10 protein-coding genes are annotated in these 17,063 nt (G+C 70.9%); 5 read left to right on the top strand and 5 right to left on the bottom strand.

The window, feature by feature from the left end; genetic code table 11:
* Positions 1-10: 10 nt before the first annotated feature.
* From ACUYMY_RS09280 to ACUYMY_RS09270, 3 genes are read right to left on the bottom strand one after another with little or no spacing between them, the layout of a single operon-like run.
* Complete coding sequence (locus tag ACUYMY_RS09280; protein WP_481703289.1) at positions 11-3,148, bottom strand: efflux RND transporter permease subunit; 3,138 nt, start codon at positions 3,146-3,148, stop codon at positions 11-13.
* Position 3,149: 1 nt separating this feature from the next.
* The gene (locus ACUYMY_RS09275; protein WP_481703288.1) at positions 3,150-3,626 is read right to left on the bottom strand and encodes a hypothetical protein; all 477 of its coding nucleotides are present in this window, start codon (positions 3,624-3,626) and stop codon (positions 3,150-3,152) included.
* Positions 3,623-6,787: an efflux RND transporter permease subunit gene (locus ACUYMY_RS09270; protein ID WP_481703287.1), complete on the bottom strand. Its 3,165-nt coding sequence runs from the start codon at positions 6,785-6,787 to the stop codon at positions 3,623-3,625. The genes ACUYMY_RS09275 and ACUYMY_RS09270 overlap by 4 nt, the downstream gene beginning before the upstream one ends.
* Positions 6,788-7,260: 473 nt before the next feature.
* On the opposite strand from ACUYMY_RS09270, the gene leuS reads away from it, so the two are divergent.
* The 5 genes from leuS to holA all read left to right on the top strand — a co-directional run bounded on the left by leuS (position 7,261) and on the right by holA (position 15,928).
* On the top strand, positions 7,261-9,792 hold the full coding sequence (leuS, locus tag ACUYMY_RS09265) for a leucine--tRNA ligase (protein ID WP_481703286.1): 2,532 nt from the start codon (positions 7,261-7,263) through the stop codon (positions 9,790-9,792).
* An 11-nt stretch (positions 9,793-9,803) separates the two neighbouring features.
* Entirely contained in the window at positions 9,804-10,808 is a 1,005-nt protein-coding gene (locus ACUYMY_RS09260; protein WP_481703285.1) for a DegV family protein, read from the top strand.
* Between the two features lie 437 nt (positions 10,809-11,245).
* Positions 11,246-11,944, top strand: a complete 699-nt coding sequence (locus ACUYMY_RS09255; protein ID WP_481703284.1) for a ComEA family DNA-binding protein — start codon at positions 11,246-11,248, stop codon at positions 11,942-11,944.
* Entirely contained in the window at positions 11,944-14,733 is a 2,790-nt protein-coding gene (locus tag ACUYMY_RS09250) for a ComEC/Rec2 family competence protein (RefSeq protein WP_481703283.1), read from the top strand. Before ACUYMY_RS09255 ends, ACUYMY_RS09250 begins: the two co-directional genes overlap by 1 nt.
* A gap of 241 nt (positions 14,734-14,974) precedes the next feature.
* Positions 14,975-15,928 carry a DNA polymerase III subunit delta gene (gene holA, locus ACUYMY_RS09245; RefSeq protein WP_481705023.1) on the top strand — a complete coding sequence of 318 codons (954 nt, stop codon included), beginning with the start codon at positions 14,975-14,977 and terminating at the stop codon, positions 15,926-15,928.
* Between the two features lie 105 nt (positions 15,929-16,033).
* Here the strand turns inward: holA and rpsT are convergent, their stop codons facing one another.
* Together rpsT and ACUYMY_RS09235 are read right to left on the bottom strand one after the other, a co-directional pair.
* Positions 16,034-16,294, bottom strand: coding sequence for a 30S ribosomal protein S20 (gene rpsT / locus ACUYMY_RS09240; protein ID WP_481703282.1), 261 nt, complete (start codon positions 16,292-16,294; stop codon positions 16,034-16,036).
* A gap of 173 nt (positions 16,295-16,467) precedes the next feature.
* On the bottom strand, positions 16,468-17,040 hold the full coding sequence (locus ACUYMY_RS09235; protein WP_481703281.1) for a type II toxin-antitoxin system PemK/MazF family toxin: 573 nt from the start codon (positions 17,038-17,040) through the stop codon (positions 16,468-16,470).
* Between the last annotated feature and the right edge of the window lie 23 nt (positions 17,041-17,063).

Below are 17,063 nucleotides of genomic sequence, written 5' to 3'. Positions count from 1 at the left end.
GTGCGGGGCGTCAGGCGGCCGGAACCGGCTCGGCCTCGGGCTCGTTCCGGCGCTTCCGCGGCTTGGCGAACCGCAGGTACAGCGACGGAACGATGAACAGGTTGACGAGCGTCGAGGACACCAAGCCGCCGAGGATCACCACGGCCATGGGGTGTTCGATCTCGTGCCCTGGGAGGTTGCCCATGATCACGAGGGGAACGAGGGCAAGCGCCGTTGCCAGCGTGGTCATCAGGATCGGCGAGAGGCGTTCCGCAGCGCCGCGCATGACCAAGGCCCGGCCGAACTCCTCCCCCTCATGCTCCTCCAGATGCTGGCAGTGGTTGACCAGCAGGATGCCGTTGCGGGCAGCGATGCCCATCACGGTGAGGAAGCCCACCAACGATCCCAGGGAGAGGATGCCGCCCCCCATCAAGGCCGCGAGGACGCCACCCACAAGGGCAACGGGGAGCGTCAGCATGATGAGTGTCGCCAATCGCCAGCTGCGGAAAGCTGCCTGGAGCAGCAGATAGATCGCTATGACGGCACCGACGGCGAAGATCAGCAGCCGCTGGGTCGCCGCCTGGCGCTCGGCGTACTCGCCGAGCACCTCGGCATGGTAGCCGGTGGGGAAGTCAATCGTCGCGAGCCCTTCGTTGAGCTTGGCGACGACGGCAGCCAGGTCCCCTTCCTTCACATTGGCGCTGACATCGATGCGACGGGACCCAGCCGTCCGCTCAATCTGGTTGGGCGTCGCCTTGACCTGGACTGAAGCGACCTCGCCCAGACGGATCTTCTGGCCGGAGGGCGTGTCGATGGGCAGGCTTTCGATGCTGCTGACGCTCGTTCGGATGGCCGGAGGGCTCCAGACCTGCACGTCGTACGCCTTGTTGTCGCGGAAGATGTCGCCGGCTTCCTCACCCCCCACAAGAGTGGCGGCGGCGCGCCGGACGTCGCCGGGCTTCAGCCCATACTGATTCGCCTTGACCAGGTCCACTTGCACGTCGATCTGCGGCACGTCGACCTGGAGCGACATCTTGGCGCCGAGGGCGCCTGGCACCTCGCCCAGGACCTTCTTCACCTTGTCAGCCTGGGTCCGGAGCTCTTTCAGGTCGTCGCCATAGACACGGACAACGACTGCGTATCCCGTCCCGGTCAGCACCTCGCGGATGCGTTCCTTCAGGTAGGTCTGAACGTCACGCTTGATGCCGGGGTAGCCTTCCACGACCTCCTGGATCGAAGCCAGCGTCTTGTCGTAGTCAACAGCGGGGTCCACGCTGATCCAGTTCTCGCCGAAGTTCACGCCCACCACTTCGTCGGCGGCGAACGCCTGCCCGATGTGGGAGCCGCAGTTGCGGACGCCGGGGATAGTCATGAGCTCCTTGCACGCGGCCTGGCTGACCCTGACCTCCTCTGCATTGGACGTGCCCGGCTGCGTGATCCAGTGCATCAGGAAGTCGCGCTCCTTGAATTCCGGGAGCAGGGACTGCCCGAGCAGGGGAGCAGTGACGATGCCGGCGATGGCGAGCACGCCGACGGCGGCATAGCCCGGGACGGGATGCTTCACGGCGGGCTGCAGCACCTTGTTGTACCAGCGCTTCAGAACGCGCACGACCGGCGGGTCCTTGTCTTCCAGCCGTGCCTTGCGCAGGAAGATGTAGGCGAGCGCCGGCGTCACGGTCAGCGCGACGACCATCGAGGCGAGCACGGCCAAGGTGTAGGAAATGGCCAGTGGTCGGAAGAAGGCGCCGGTGAGGCCGTCCAGGAAGAAGATCGGCACTGTGGCGGCGATGATGATGAGCGTCGCGTAGACGATGGGACCGCGGACCTCGATGGACGCATTGACGACCACGCGGGCCGTGCTGGAACCGTCGCCCTGGGCCCGGTGCTTGCGCAGCCGCCGGACGATGTTCTCGACGTCGATGATGGCGTCATCAACGACGACTCCGACAGCGATGACCAGTCCCGCCAGCACCATGGTGTTGACCGTGCCACCGGTCCAGTAGAGGACCAGCAGGGCGGCCATGAGCGACAACGGGATTGCCACGACGCTCACGAAGGCCGTACGCCACTGGAACAGGAAGAGACTGAGCACGAGGATGACCAGGAGGCAGCCGAAGAGGAGCGCCAGGCTGAGGTTGTGGATGGATTCCTCGATGAACGTGGCAGGCCGGAACAGGGTGGTGTCCACCTTGATCCCGCTCAGGCCGGGTTCGATCTGCTTGAGGACTTCCTCGACGCCCTTGGTCACCTCCAGGGTGTTGCCCCAGGGCAGCTTTTCCACGATCAGCATGATTCCGGGGCCGCCGTCGATCACGGCGTCGCCGATCAGTTGCTGGTGGTCCTCGACCACGTCTGCCACGTCGCCAAGCTTCAGCGGCGCTCCTCCCGGCCGTTCCTCCACCGTGACCTGGGCGAGGTCCGCCGGAGTCGTGATGGCCTGGACGTGCCGGATGCCGAGGCTCTGGCTGGGGGTGTCCAGGGCGCCGCCGGTCCCGATGAGCGAACCGGGGGTGTACTGAAGGAGACCTGAGTCGAGGGCTTCTGACGTCGCGGTCATGACGGACTCCAGGCTCACATTGTGGGCCTGCATCCTGACAGGATCTGCCTGGACCTGGAGCATCTGGAGCCGCTCACCCCAGATGGCCACGTTGGCCACGCCAGGGACCCGAAGCAGGTGCGCCCGGATGTTCCAGTAGGAGATCATCGACATTTCCATGAGCGACCGGGTGTCCGAAGACAGCCCGATCTTCATCGCGCGGCTCGTCGAGGAGAGCGGCTGCAGCATCACCGGCGGCGCGGCCCAGGTCGGAAGTGTCGGGATGACCGTGGCCATCCTCTCCGACACGAGCTGCCTGGCATTCAGTTGGTCGGTGCCGGGCTTGAAGAGCAGGACGATGGAGGACAGCTGCGACACAGACTTCGATCGCAGCTCGTCCAGCCCATCGATACCGTTGAACGCCTCTTCGAGCGGCACGGTGACGAGTTCTTCGACCTCGGAGGCCGTCAGGCCAAGGCAGGCCGTCTGGATTTCGACGCGCGGGGGAGCGAACTCCGGGAACACGTCCACGGATGCAGTGCTCAGCTGGGCGCTGCCCACCACCATGAGCACCGCTGCGAGTGCCAGGATGATTGAGCGGAACCTCAGGCTGGCGGCAACAATGCGGCGCATGTCAGTGTGCCGTGTCGAATTCGGCGCCGAAGAGCTCGGCAGCCGCGGTCGTGACGATAGCGGTTCCCACTGGCGGCCCGGACGAAGCGAACACCGTGGCACCCTCGATGCGTGTCACAGCGACCTCCTGCCGCTGGTAGACGCGCGGCTCTGGATTCGTGTAGACCCAGGTCGCCCCCCGAGCGTCATAGATCAGCGCCTCATAGGGCAGCGTGATGGCCGCGCCGCCCGTCCCGGCCTGGACCGTCGTCGTCTTGAGGTCCAAGCGACTGATGGCCTTCTCCGAAAGCGTGATCTTGGCAATCCCCGTCTGGGCGTTCTTTTCGACCTTGGCGGCCTGCTGGGCCGCCGTGGACGTCGGGGACGCACCCACGGGGGGCGTGCCGCAGCCAGACAGGAATGACAATCCCATGACCAACCAGACACAAGTGGCCGCGCCTGCCGCCGCCTGGCGGCCGGTCGAAGGACGACGTGTCATTTTGCTTCCACCTTCTCCATGGCAGGGACATCCGCGCGGTAGGTCGCTTCCCAGTCCTCCGGGCCGTGCTGGGGACCGAACCACAGCATCAGCAGAGGAACCAGCAGGAGAGCGAAGAGCGTCGTGGTCACCAGGCCACAGACGATGATGAGTGCAATCGGCGCCACCACACCCGAGCCTGCCGCCCCGCCGAAGAGGGCGATCGGGATGAGCACGAGGGCGGTCGTGGCCGCAGCCTTCAGCACAGGAGCCACGCGTTCCTTGGCGGCCGCCATGACGATCGTGGCACGGGCGGCGCCGGGGTCCTCCCGCCACCTTCGGTCGCAGGTTGCAGCGAAGACCGCTGTGTTGCGGACCGCTATCGCCAGCAGTACGGCCAGGGCGGCCAGCGACACCCACGACACGGAACTGCCGGCCAGGAAGGCTGTCAGGAGACCGCCCGAAAGCGCCGCCGGGAGGCCGAGGAAAGCGGCCACCGCGGTCTTCCAGCTGCGGACGGCAGTCTGCAGCAGGATGAGCACGCCCAGGAGCGCGGCGCCCCCGATGCCCAGAGCGAGCAAGGTGGCGTTCTGTCTGTCGGCGTACTTGGTCGGGATCTCGGCGTGGTACTCCACCGGGAACTGCACGGTCTGGATCGCCGTCTGGATGTCGCGCTCGACATCAGCCAGGGGGCGGCCCCTGACATCGGCGACGATGTCGATGTAACGGCTCGTGGCGTTGTGGTTGACCACCGTTTCGTTCGGGACGATCCGTACCTGGGCGATATCGCCGAGCCTCACATGGCCACCGGCGGGGGCGTCCAGGAGAAGATCCCGCAGGCTCGTCAGGTCGTCGCGGACGTCGGCCGTGCCGCGGACAACCACTTCGAAGACCTTCTGCTGCTCGAACAGGTTGCCGACCACGATGCCCTGCATGAGCGTCGCCGCCGCCCGTCGGGCGTCGCCGGGCTTGACGCCTGCTGCCTGGGCTGCTTTCAGGTCCACTTCGACCTCGAGGACGGGAAGCCGGGGGGTCGAGTTGATGCGCGGAGATTCGAGGCCCTTGATGTTGGCCAGGGCTTGGCGGACCTCTTGGACCTTTTCGTTGAGGACGTTCATCTCCGTGCCGTAGACCCGGACAGTGAAGTCGGGCTCGACGCCGGCGCGAGTTTCGCCGATTTGCTGCTGCGAGTAGCTGGTGATGTTCTGGGCGATTCCGGGGTAGCCATTGACGATCTCCCGAACGGCGCTTTCAACCTGTGAATAGTCGGCGTTCTGGGCCACCGAGACCCACAGTTCGGCAGAGCTGTTGCCCACCACTTGATCGGACGAGATGGCCCGCCCCACATGGCCGCCCACTCCGGTGACGCCGGAGACGGTGCGCAGCTCGTCGGCGGCTCGTGAGGCGATCCTGCTGACTTCAGAGGTCGACGTTCCCGCCCTGGCATCCCATTGGACCAGGATCGTCCGGTCCGGCAGGGTCGGGACGATGGCGCGGTTGCCGACGAGCTGCGACGCGGCCAGCAGGCCGGCGATTCCGACGATCGCAGCTGCCGCAACACCAACAGGCAGCATCCCGCGTCCCCGCTCCAGGACACTGCCATAAGAGCGTTGGGCCTTCGTGAACCGGCTCGACTCCGGCCGGTGGAGCATGGAGCGCTTCAACAGCAGGTGCACCATGACCGGGGTCACGCTGATGCCGACGATGAACGCGGCCAGGAGCGCTAGGGCCATCGCCCAGATCAGGGGCCTGAAGAAGGCTTCCCGAAGGCCCCCGGTGAAGAGTGCAGGGACCATGACCAGGACGAGGGTGAGGGAAGCGAGCAGGAGCGGTACGCGCACCCACCGGACAACAGCGGTGACGTACGACTTGAAGTCGCCGTTCGCTTGCCTTCCCTCCGGCGCCGGGGCGCCGCGCAGTTGCGCGTGGAAGTCCTCGACGATGTCTCCCACGATCAAGGCCACGGCCAGAAGGACTCCCACGAGGACTGTGACGTTCAGCGTCTCTCCCTGCCATTGCAGGACGAGCACAGCGGCCGTCACCGACGTCGACAGGGACACGAGGGCCACCAGGGCCGCTCGCCAGGACCTGAACAGGAGCCAGAACAGGGCGACCATCAGGATGAGGCTGACCAGCAACGCGATGCCAAGCCGGTCCACGGTCTCCTGCAGGGCTGAGGCCGGCCGGTACACCGAGGTGTCGAGCTCGACGCCGGTCAGGCCAGGCGCCAGGTCCTTCAGCGCGGCTTCGACATCCTGGGTCACCTGGAGCGTGTTGGCGCCGGGGAACTTCTCGATGACCAGCAGCAGCCCCGGGTCCTGCCCGATGACGGCGTCGCCGATGAGCGGCTGGTGGTCTTCCTTCACCGTGGCCACATCGCCCAGGGCACGGGATGGATCGGAATCCTCAATGTGCACCTGGGCCAGTTCCTGGGGGTTGCGGATCGGCAGGACATGCTGGATGCCGAGACGCTGGTTGGAGGATTCGATAAAGCCACCGGTGCCCGGCGTCGATGCCTCCAGGAAGCTCAACGGCGAGACCCAGACCGCGTTGCCCGCGCTCTTGATGATCTGCTCGAGGGTCACACCCTTGTCGCGCAGGGTCGCAGGGTTGACCTCCACCTGGAGCTGCTGTTCACGCTGCCCCCAGATGGACACGTTGGCGACGCCCTGGACACCGATGAGCCGCGGCTTGATCTTCCAGCGGGCCAGCACCGACATGTCGATGCCTGACAGCTGCTTGGACGACATCCGCACCATGAGCAGCCGGCTGGTTGAAGACAGCGGCTGCATGATCAGCGGGGGAGAGGACACGTTGGGCAGGGCGTGGGCCTGCGTCATGCGCTCAGCCACCAGCTGCCTGGCCCGCATCAGGTCCGTACCAGGACGGAAGACGAGCTCAATGGAGGACAGGCCCGGGACGGACTTGGACCTGATTTCCTCGAGCCACGGGACGCCGTTGAGCAGGTCCGCCTCCATCGGAGTCGTAATGAGCTGCTCCACCTCGACCGCGGACAGCCCCAGCGCCTCGGTCTGGATCTCAACGTGGGCGGGGGCGAATTCCGGGAGGCCGTCGACGGCCATGCGCGGAATGCTGATGATTCCGAACCCGATGATGCCCGCCGCGATGGCGAGCACGAGGATGCGGAACTGCAGGCTGAATCTCGTAAACCAGCCGAACATGGCTAGCGCCTGTATTGTCCGGGAGCAGACAACTGAGGCTGTGTCGTCGTAGGCCGGCCTAGGGGCGGGCGTGCGGCGCACCAAAGTTTCATTTCAGGCTCCTCAACCTGAGACCTTTGGCTACACCCCCAGACTCAATCAACATGGTGAACCCGCTGGGAAATGGCCGCAAGACTCTCGGGTACGCGACCTGAATCGCCGTCGGTACTTGCTCTCTGGGTCCCGGTACCTACTGCCGAGCGACGTCCACGGCCAAAGGCCTCCGGCCTCCCTTTCGCGTGGGGCGCCGTGGAGCGGCTAGAGTAGAAGCGTGCACGCGAGCCTCCTGCTTACTTAGCCGCCCGGCGCATCACGTCGAGCGGCCGCCCCTCCTTGTCGAGGGGCTTTTGTGTGTTATGGATCATCTGGTCCAAGGCAGGAGCGGGAACCGTCATGGCCGGGCAGGCGTCATGGAAGAACAGAAGAGGGCAGCAGTGAGCGTTCAGCCGGAGACAGGAACCGGAACACAGGCAGCAGGCGAGGCGAGCTCCGACAGCAGCTACAGTTTCGCTGCCATGGAGGCCAAGTGGCCGGCGGTGTGGGACGAGCTCGGCGTGTTCACGCCGAAGGACGACGGCAGCCGCGAGCGCCGCTACGTGCTCGACATGTTCCCGTACCCCTCGGGCGACCTGCACATGGGCCACGCCGAGGCGTTCGCGATGGGCGACGTCGTCGCGCGCTACTGGCGGCTCAAGGGCTTCGACGTGCTCCACCCGATCGGCTGGGACTCCTTCGGCCTGCCCGCCGAGAACGCGGCGATCAAGCGCAACGCGCACCCGTCCGAGTGGACGTACGCGAACATCGACACCCAGGCGGCGTCGTTCAAGCGGTACGGCCTGAGCCTCGACTGGAGCCGGCGTCTGCACACCTCCGACCCCGGGTACTACCGCTGGACCCAGTGGCTCTTCCTGCGCTTCTACGAGCGCGGCCTCGCGTACCGCAAGAACCACCCCGTCAACTGGTGCCCCAAGGACCAGACCGTGCTCGCCAACGAGCAGGTCGTCAACGGTGCCTGCGAGCGCTGCGGCACCCCGGTGACCAAGAAGGCCCTCAACCAGTGGTACTTCAAGATCACCGACTACGCCGACCGACTCCTTGACGACATGGCCGAGCTCGAGGGCCACTGGCCCGAGCGCGTCCTGGCCATGCAGCGCAACTGGATCGGCCGCTCAGAGGGCGCGCACGTCCACTTCGCGATCGAGGCACTCGACGGCGCAGAGGGGCGCCCCGCGCGGGACGTCACCGTCTTCACGACCCGCCCGGACACTCTCTACGGTGCGACGTTCTTCGTCGTCGCGGCAGACGCCGAGCTCGCCACTGAGCTCGTCGCCCCTGCCCACGCGCAGGAGCTCGCCGACTACCAGGACCGGGTCAAGAACCTCTCCGAGATCGAGCGGCAGAACACCGACCGCGAGAAGACCGGCGTCTTCCTCGGCCGCTACGCCATCAACCCGCTCAACGGCGAGCGGCTCCCCGTCTGGGCCGCCGACTACGTCCTCGCCGAGTACGGCACGGGCGCCATCATGGCCGTTCCCGCGCACGACCAGCGCGACCTCGACTTCGCCCGCGCGTTCGGCCTGCCCGTCCGCGCCGTGCTCGACACTGGCGAGGAGGACCCGGCCGAGACTGGCGTCGCGACCGCCGGCGAGGGCACCCTCGTCAACTCCGGCCCGCTCGACGGCCTCTCAAAGGCCGAGGGCATTGCCAAGGCCATCGAGATCGTCGAGGCCGCGGGCACCGGCAAGGGCACCGTCAACTACCGGCTGCGCGACTGGCTCCTGTCCCGCCAGCGCTTCTGGGGCGCCCCGATCCCGATCATCCACTGCGCCGAGTGCGGCGAGGTGGCGGTCCCCGACGAGCAACTTCCCGTGCGCCTGCCGGACAACCTCCGCGGCGAGCAGCTCGCGCCCAAGGGAACCTCGCCCCTCGCGGCTGCGGCCGAGTGGGTCAACGTCCCGTGCCCGTCCTGCGGCGGCGCCGCCACCCGGGACACCGACACGATGGACACCTTCGTGGACTCCTCGTGGTACTACCTGCGCTACCTCTCCCCGGACTACACCGAGGGCCCCTTCGACCCGGAGGCCGCGAAGAACTGGATGCCCGTCGCGCAGTACGTCGGCGGTGTCGAGCACGCCATCCTGCACCTGCTCTACAGCCGCTTCTTCACCAAGGTCATCAAGGACATGGGCCTCATCGACTTCGACGAGCCCTTCGCGGCGCTCATGAACCAGGGCCAGGTGCTCAACGGCGGCAAGGCCATGAGCAAGTCCCTCGGCAACGGCGTGGACCTCGGGGAGCAGCTCGACCAGTTCGGGGTCGACGCCATTCGCCTCACCATGGTCTTCGCGTCCCCGCCCGAGGACGACGTCGACTGGGCCGACGTCTCGCCCTCCGGCTCGGCCAAGTTCCTCGCCCGCGCATGGCGCCTCGGCCAGGACGTCACGAGCGCCCCGGGCACGGACCCGGCTGGCGGCGACCGCGCCCTGCGCGCCGTCACGCACCGCACCCTCGCTGAGGCCACTGAGCTCGTCGAGTCGCACAAGTTCAACGTCGTCGTGGCCAAGGCCATGGAGCTGACCAACGCGACCCGCAAGGCGATCGACTCGGGTCCCGGCGGGGCCGACCCGGCCGTGCGCGAGGCCGTCGAGGCCCTCGCGATCATCCTGAGCCTCTTCGCACCGTATACGGCCGAGGACCTGTGGGCCGCGCTCGGGCACGAGCCGTCGGTCGCCAACGCGGTCTGGCCCGCGCACGATCCGGCACTCCTCGTCGAGGACACCGTGACCGCCGTCGTGCAGGTCCAGGGGAAGGTGCGCGACCGCCTCGAGGTCGCCCCCGACATCACCGAGGACGCCCTGCGCGAGCTCGCCCTGGCCTCGCGGAACGTGGCCCGTACCCTGGACGGCCGCGGGATCCGCACCGTGATCGTGCGGGCGCCGAAGCTCGTCAACATCGTCCCGGCCTGACGGTTCGAACCGTGGGGGAGGGGGAGAGGAAGGCGCCGGAGGCCCCGGCCTGGGCGTGGCTGCGGCGCGGTCTGGGCCGGCTGCGGCCCGCGCCGCCCCCCGTGCCCCCGGCCCGGCCGCGCACGGCCGTCGTCACCGACTCGGCCGCGGCCCTGCCGGCGGCGTGGACCGAGGACTTCGCTCGTGCGGGCTGCTTCGCGTCGGTGACCCTGCCCGTCATGGCCGGGGACGAGATCTTCACCGAGGGCCAGGACGTCGACACGGCCCTCGGCCTCGCCCTCGCGGCGGGCCGGCCCGTGCGGACCTCTCGGCCCTCGCCCGGGCAGTTCGAGCGCGCCTACCGCTCGTTCGAGGAAGCTGGCTTCGAAGGCATCGTGTCACTCCACCTCTCCGGGGGGCTGTCCGGCACCGCGGACGCGGCACGCCTCGCCGCGGAGCGGGTCGGGATTCCGGTCCAGGTCGTGGACTCGCGCACGGCCGGGATGGCCCTCGGCTTCGCTGTCCGCGATGCGGTGACGGCCGCGGCCGACGGCGCCGACCCCGGCGCTGTGCAGGCCGCGGCGCTGGCTCGCATCCCCGGCTCCGAGGCCCTGTTCTACGTCCCGAGCCTCGAGCAGCTGCGCCGCGGGGGGCGCATCGGCGCGGCGGCCTCCCTCATCGGCACGATGCTCGCCATCAAGCCGATCCTGACGCTCCAGGACGGGCTCATCGTCCCGCTCGAGCGGGTCCGCACCGCCACCCGCGCCGTGACTCGCCTGCGCGAACTGGCACTCGAGCGCTGCGCAGAGGCCGGGACGCCGGACGTCGCGGTGCACTACTTCGGCAACGCGGACGAGGCCGAGGACTTCGCGGCCGGTCTCGCCGGGGCAGCCGGGCGGTCCGCGGCGGAGATTGTCGTCTCGCCCCTGCCGGCCGTCCTCGCGGCGCACACTGGGCTCGGCGTGCTCGCCGTCGTGGTCTCGCCGCCCGCGGCGCAGGGCGCCCGGCAGCCCGAGGGAACCCCGGCGCCGGCCTAGGGCAGAGCGCCCGGGCTTCCCCGAACCCCTCGGTTGTGCTCCGATTCCCCCGGTGTGCCCAGAACCCGGTGTGCCCTGACTTTCCCTCAACAGGCGCCGCTTGGGCGTGTCGCTCCACATGGACCGGCCTTGGGCCCGGTCTTCCACGCTCCCCGTGCCACGGTGGTCCCATGGCATGGTCGGTGCGCGGTAGTCGTCGGGCTGAGCGGGCTGCGGCCCGCCACCGGTGGGACGAGCTGCTCCCCGCTAACGGCGGCATGCTGGAAGGGGACGCTCCCGTCCGGTCAGGGGCGCACGGCTCCCCGCCGGAGGCCGACGCCGGTCCCCTCCCGAACGCCATGGCGTCTGCCGATGGCGCTCTTCCGCCCGGGGCTCCTCCCCGGGGAGGGCCGGCGCCCGCTGAACCGGGCCAGTCCCAGCACACGCGCAGGCGCCTCGTGCTCTCCGTCCGGGCGGCTGTTGCCCTCGTGGTCGTCCTCGCGGTCTGCAGCGGGCTCTGGTGGTGGAGCTCCGCCTCGGCGGCGCCCGAGGTGCGCTCGGTCGAGACCGTCGACGAGGCGGAGGGCGGCCACGGCCAAGAGCCGGCGGCCGGACAGCCCGAGGCCAGGGGAGCGTCCGCCTCTGGGGATGCCGGCGCGGTGGACGGGCCCGACGACCGCGACGGCATTGTGGCCCATGTGGCCGGAGCAGTGGCCGCGCCCGGCGTGTACCGGCTGCCGCGCGGGGCGCGGTACCACGAGGCCATCGCGGCAGCCGGCGGAGCCGGCCCCGATGCCGACGTCCACCGGCTCAACCTCGCCGCTGCGGTCGAGGACGGCATGCGGCTCTACGTTCCCCGCGTCGGCGAGGCAGGGGACCCCGCGGCCGGCGGGGCACCCGTCGCTGGGGGGAGTGCGGCTCCGCCGGGATCCCCGACGCCGGGCGGGCCCGCCGGAGGCCCGGGCGCGAAGGTCAACCTCAACACCGCCACTGCCGAGGAGCTCGGAGCCCTCCCCAGGGTCGGACCTGTCCTCGCACAGCGCATCGTCGACTTCCGCACCCAGCACGGACGCTTCGGTGCGCCAGAGGACCTCGACGCGGTCGACGGCATCGGCCCGAAGATGCTCGAAGCCCTCCTGCCCCTCGTGACCGTCTGATGTCAGCGCGAGGAAATATCGCAGAGCGAGGAGGCCCGGCGCGAGACGCCCAGCGCGGGCACGCGTGGGAGCGCTACCGGTCGTCCGCCGCCCGGGGCGTCGCGGTGGATGGTGCCTCTGGCTCCACGCTGCTGGGCCGGGCAAGGGAGCGCGCGGCCGGCGTGTGGGCCGCCGCCGACGCTCCGCCGCCCGTGCGCGCCGGGACGTGGCGGGACCTCCGTCTCGTGCCGCCCGGAGCGGCCGCCTGGCTCGGAGCGGCCGCCGGCGCGCCCCTTGCCGCTCTGCTCGACGCTGGCTCTGGGGACGGTCCGGACTGGGGCGCAAGGCTGGTCGGCGCCGCAGCCGTCGCCTTCGTCCTGGCCGGGGCGGCCCTCGTCGCCGCGGCCGCCCTGCGCCTCCGCCTCCGGGGTCGCGCGGGCACTCTGCGGCTCCGGCCGCGAGGATCCCCGGGGTTCCGGCTCGGGGTCGGAGCCATGCCACCGCGGAAGGCCGTGGTCCTCGCGGGCTCCATCGCCGTCGCACTCGGGGCCGGGCTCGCCGCCTCCGCCGGCCAGTGGAGTGCCGAGAACTCGGGGGCCGCGGGCGCGCTGCTTGCCGGCGGCGGGCAGACCACGGCGATGGTCGAGCTGACCGACGACCCCCGCCCGCAGCGGCTTGGCGGCGCCTTCGCCACGGGGCCCCGGTTCCTCGCGGAAGCGCGGCTGCTCGAGGCGACGCACGCGGGCAGCGCGTTCTCCGCCCAGGCGCGAGTCCTGCTCGCGGGAGGGACCGAGCTCGAGGATCTGCGCGCGGGCGCGAGGCTCACACTCGCCGGGACCGTGGTCCCGGCCCAGCAGCCGGGCGGCCGGGCCCTCCTGAGCCTCGACAGCGCGCCCCGCCCCGCGGGCTCCGCGGCCGGCGCCGCAGCCGCCGCCGAGACCCGGGAGGCGCTGCACGACGCCTCGTCGTGGCTCCCCGCCGATGCGGCGGGCCTCTTTCCCGGCATGGCCGTCGGAGACACCTCGGCCCTGCCCGCCGACCTCGAGGAGGCGATGCGCGCCGTGGGCCTCGGGCACCTCACAGCGGTGAGCGGGGCAAACTTCACCATCGTCCTCGGGGCGGCGCTCCTGGCCCTGCGGTCCCTCCGCGCACCGCGCTGGCTCGCTGTCGCCGCGAGTGCCGCGGCCCTCGGCGGCTACCTCGCTGCCGTCGGGCCCGAGCCGAGCGTCGCCCGCGCGGCGGTCATGGGGGCGGTCGGCCTCGCGGCCCTCACGGCGGGCCGCCCGGGGCGCAGCTCCTCGGCCCTCTCGGCGGCCGTCCTCGCCATGGTCGTCCTCGATCCAGCGCTGGCCACGAGTCTGGGCTTCCTGCTCTCGGTGGCCGCGACGCTGGGCATCGCCCTCGTCGGGCCCCCGCTCGCGCAGGCCCTCGCCCATCGGCTCCCCGGCTGGCTCGCCCTCTCGGTCGCGGTGCCCCTGTCGGCGCAGCTGCTCTGCGGTCCGATCGTCGTCCTCATCCAGCCGCAGCTGCTCACGCTCTCCCTGGCAGCCAACGTCGCCGTCGCCCCGCTCGTCCCCCTCGTCACGCTCGCGGGAGTCGTCGCCCTCGCCATGTGCGTGTGGTGCCCTCCCGCGGCCGTCGCCTGCGCTGCAGTGGGCGGCGTCGCGGCTCAAGCCGTGGCGGCCATCGCGAGGGCCGCGGCCGCTGTCCCGGGCGCAGCCCTGCCCTGGCCCGACGGCCTCCCGGGCGCGCTCGCCATGGCCGGGCTGTCCGCCGTGAACCTCGCGGCGCTCTGGGCGCTGTTCGTGCCCTCAGGGCGTGCCCGGTCCGCGGCCGCCCTGCACGCCGTCGGCGACGCGCTCCGCGCCGCCCTATCCCCTGGGGCGTCGGAAGAGGACGATTCCCATGGGGCCTCCGCCGGGCGGGCCCTCGCCGCGCCCCGGTGGCTCGCCGGGACAGCCGTCGCAATCCTCCTCGTGGCGGCGCTCCTGGCCGGCGTGCGGCTCGTCGCGGGACACCGCGGCCTCGAGGGCTGGCACGTGGCGCTGTGCGACGTCGGCCAGGGGGACGCCGTCGTCCTCTCGGCGGGCGAGCGGGCGGCGGTGGTCGTCGACAGCGGTCCGGACCCGAGGCTCGCGGACTCGTGCCTCGACGCCCTCGGCATCGTGACCGTCGAGGCCTACGTCATCACGCACTTCCACGCCGACCACTATGGAGGGACGGCGGGCGTCCTTTCTGGCCGAACCGTCCGGCGCGTGCTCGTCCCCGCGGCGGCAGGGGCGCCGCCGCAGGAGGTCCGGGACCAGCTCGCCGCGGCTGGGATCCCCGTCGTCGCCGCGGCTGCGGGGGAGCGGGGGCGGGCCGGGCCGGTGGGCTGGAGGGTCCTCTGGCCGGCGAGGCCCGCGCGGGCCCTCGCAGTGGCCGCCGAGTCCATCGAGCAGAACAACGTGAGCCTCGTCCTCGACGTCGACTGGGACGGCATGCCCGGCGCCGGCGTCCTGCTCACAGGAGACCTCGAGGAGGACGCCGCCGCCCGGCTCCTCGCGCGCGAGCCCAGCCTGGTGCGGAACCCGCCGCCGGTCCTCAAGGTCGCGCACCACGGGGCACGGAACGGGGGGACCGCGATCCTCGATGCGCTCCGCCCGCGCGTCGCCCTCGTCTCGGCCGGCCGCGACAACGACTACGGCCACCCTCATCCCGAGATTGTCGCCGCCCTCGAGCGGCGGGGAACCGCCACCCTGCGCACGGACGAGTCCGGCACGGTCCAGCTCCGCTTCGCGCCGGGCTCCGTCGAGTGGGCTCCCCGATGACACAGACCGTGTCGCGCATCGCGGGCCCGGGCCCGGGCCCTGACCCGGGTCCGGCGCGGGGAGCGCGGCCAGGGCGGGCGCAGCAACGCACCGTGTTGGCCCGGCTGTCGGCCCCGTGGCAGAGTGGACGGGTGACGAGGACAGCAGCATCAGCACGGGGGACGGCGTGACCCCGGCGGCCCGGCCCGCACGCTCCGGTGGGGCCCGCGCCACCTCGGCCGGCACGGTCGACTGGCGCTCCGTGGCGCCGGCCCCGGTCGTCCTCGTGATGGGTCCGGAGGACTACCTCGCGGCGCGGGCCATGGACTCCGTCCGGTCCCAGGCGCGTGCGGCGAGCCCGGACCTCGAGGTCACCCGGCTCGACGCAGGATCCTATGCGGGCGGGGAGCTCCTGCTCGCGGCCTCGCCGTCCCTCTTCGGCGAGCGCAAGCTCGTCGAGGTCCACGGGCTCGAGTCGATGACCGAGGAGTTCCTGCGCGACGGCCTCGCCTACGTGGCGGCCCCGGACGAGGACGTTGTGCTCGTGCTGCGGCACGCGGGCGGGACCCGCGGGAAGAAGCTCCTCGACGCGATCAAGGCCTCCCCGGCGCCCGTCGTCGACTGCCAGCCCCTCAAGAAGGACGCCGACAAGGCCGCGTTCGTCGCGGCCGAGTTCAAGGGCTCCGGGCGGCGGATCGAGCGCGAGGCCATCGAGGCCCTCGTGGCGGCCGTCGGCAGCAGCCTCGCGGAGCTCGCCGCGGCCTGCAGCCAGCTGCAGCTCGATGCGGCCTCGACGGTCGACGCCGCGACGGTCGAGAAGTACTACGGCGGCCGGGTCGAGGCGACCGCCTTCAAGGTCGCCGACGCCGCCCTCGCGGGGGACGCGGCCCGCGCCCTGTCCGCCTTCCGGCACGCCCTCGACACGGGGGTGGACCCCGTGCCGATGGTCGCCGCAGTGGCCGCCAAGCTGCGCACCCTCGCCCGCGTAGCCGGGGCGCACGGCTCGGCGAACGCCGTCGCCCGCGAGCTCGGAATGCAGCCCTGGCTCGTCGAGCAGGCGCAGCGCGACATCCGCGGCTGGACGCCGCAGAGCCTGGCCGAGGCGATCCGGGCCGTGGCGGAGGCCGACGCCCAGGTGAAGGGCCTCGCGCGGGACCCGGCCTACGCCGTCGAGCGCGCCCTCGGGGTGGTCAGCGCGGCCGCACGGGCCCGCTGACGCCCGGCCCCCGGCGGAGCGGGCCTCACCCTGGTCAGACAGCAAACAGCCGGGGCCGGCATCCTCGACGGATGCCGGCCCCGGCTGAGAAGCGCTGAGCGTGGCTCAGAGCGCGCCAACCCGCTTCGCGATGCCCGACTTGCGGTTCGCGGCCTGGTTCTTGTGGATGACGCCCTTGCTCACGGCCTTGTCGAGCTTCTTGCTCGCGCGGGCCAGAGCGGCAACAGCGGCGTCCTTGTCGGCGGACTCGACGGCCGTGTTGACGGCGCGGATGGCCGTCTTCAGCTCGGACTTGACCGAGTTGTTGCGCAGACGCGCCTTCTCGTTGGTGAGAATGCGCTTCTTCTGGGACTTGATGTTTGCCACGTATGAACTCTCTTGTTAATGCCAACAGGGTCTAGAGGGCTTTCGGACCGGCCATCGACTGAGCGGCGTGGGGATGCCTATGGCAGCCGGTCTTCAGTGCCCGTCGACCTGCACGGACACACAGCAGACAACTCTAGCAGAACGACGAGGTCCCGGCATGCCAGCCCGCCGCCTCAGCCCCAGCCGTGGCTCGCCCGCAGCCCGGCGGCCACGGCTTCGAAGGCCGCGCGGTCCAGGATGGCCCCCTCGCGGCGCACCGCCGCGGGGTCGATCTGCAGGACGCGGTCCAGCCTGACCTCGCTCGGACGCCCCCGGGCGTCCCAGGCCCCGGTGCCGATGTCCAGGTAGTCGCCGCGGCCGCCGTTTCCCGGACCGGAGTGGTTCCGGCTCGTGAGCATGAGCGCGAGGAGCAGCCCGCCCCGGCGCGCGACGACGAGGACAGGCCGGTCCTTCCCGCGCGAGTGGTCCTCCTCGTACGGCACCCACGTCCACACGATCTCGCCGGGGTCCGGCTCGCCGTCCGGGTCGGGGCGGTATTCGGCGCGGGCCGTGCCCGAGAAGTCGCCCGCGTAGCCAGCGACGGCATCCGCGGGACGTCTTGCCTCGGGGCGGGGCCCTCCTGAGCGCGGCGACCGGGCCGCCCGCGGTGAGCCCCCGCCGTCGTGCGCCGGCCGACGGCGGGCGAGGCCGGCGCCGATCGCGGCGCGCAGGGCGGACAGGGCACGGGAAGCAGCGGAGCGCAGCATCCAGCCAGCGTAGCCCTGGCCCG

Source organism: Sinomonas sp. T428B, assembly GCF_056780155.1.
The sequence above is the reverse complement of the archived record's forward strand: the minus strand, read 5'-3'. Positions and strand labels throughout refer to the sequence as shown.

Coding starts and splice junctions, on each gene's coding strand:
- ACUYMY_RS09280 (WP_481703289.1), bottom strand. CDS start 3,148: ATGCGCCGCATTGTTGCCGCCAGCCTGAGGTTCCGCTCAATCATCCTG.
- ACUYMY_RS09275 (WP_481703288.1), bottom strand. CDS start 3,626: ATGACACGTCGTCCTTCGACCGGCCGCCAGGCGGCGGCAGGCGCGGCC.
- ACUYMY_RS09270 (WP_481703287.1), bottom strand. CDS start 6,787: ATGTTCGGCTGGTTTACGAGATTCAGCCTGCAGTTCCGCATCCTCGTG.
- ACUYMY_RS09250 (WP_481703283.1), top strand. CDS start 11,944: ATGTCAGCGCGAGGAAATATCGCAGAGCGAGGAGGCCCGGCGCGAGAC.
- ACUYMY_RS09235 (WP_481703281.1), bottom strand. CDS start 17,040: ATGCTGCGCTCCGCTGCTTCCCGTGCCCTGTCCGCCCTGCGCGCCGCG.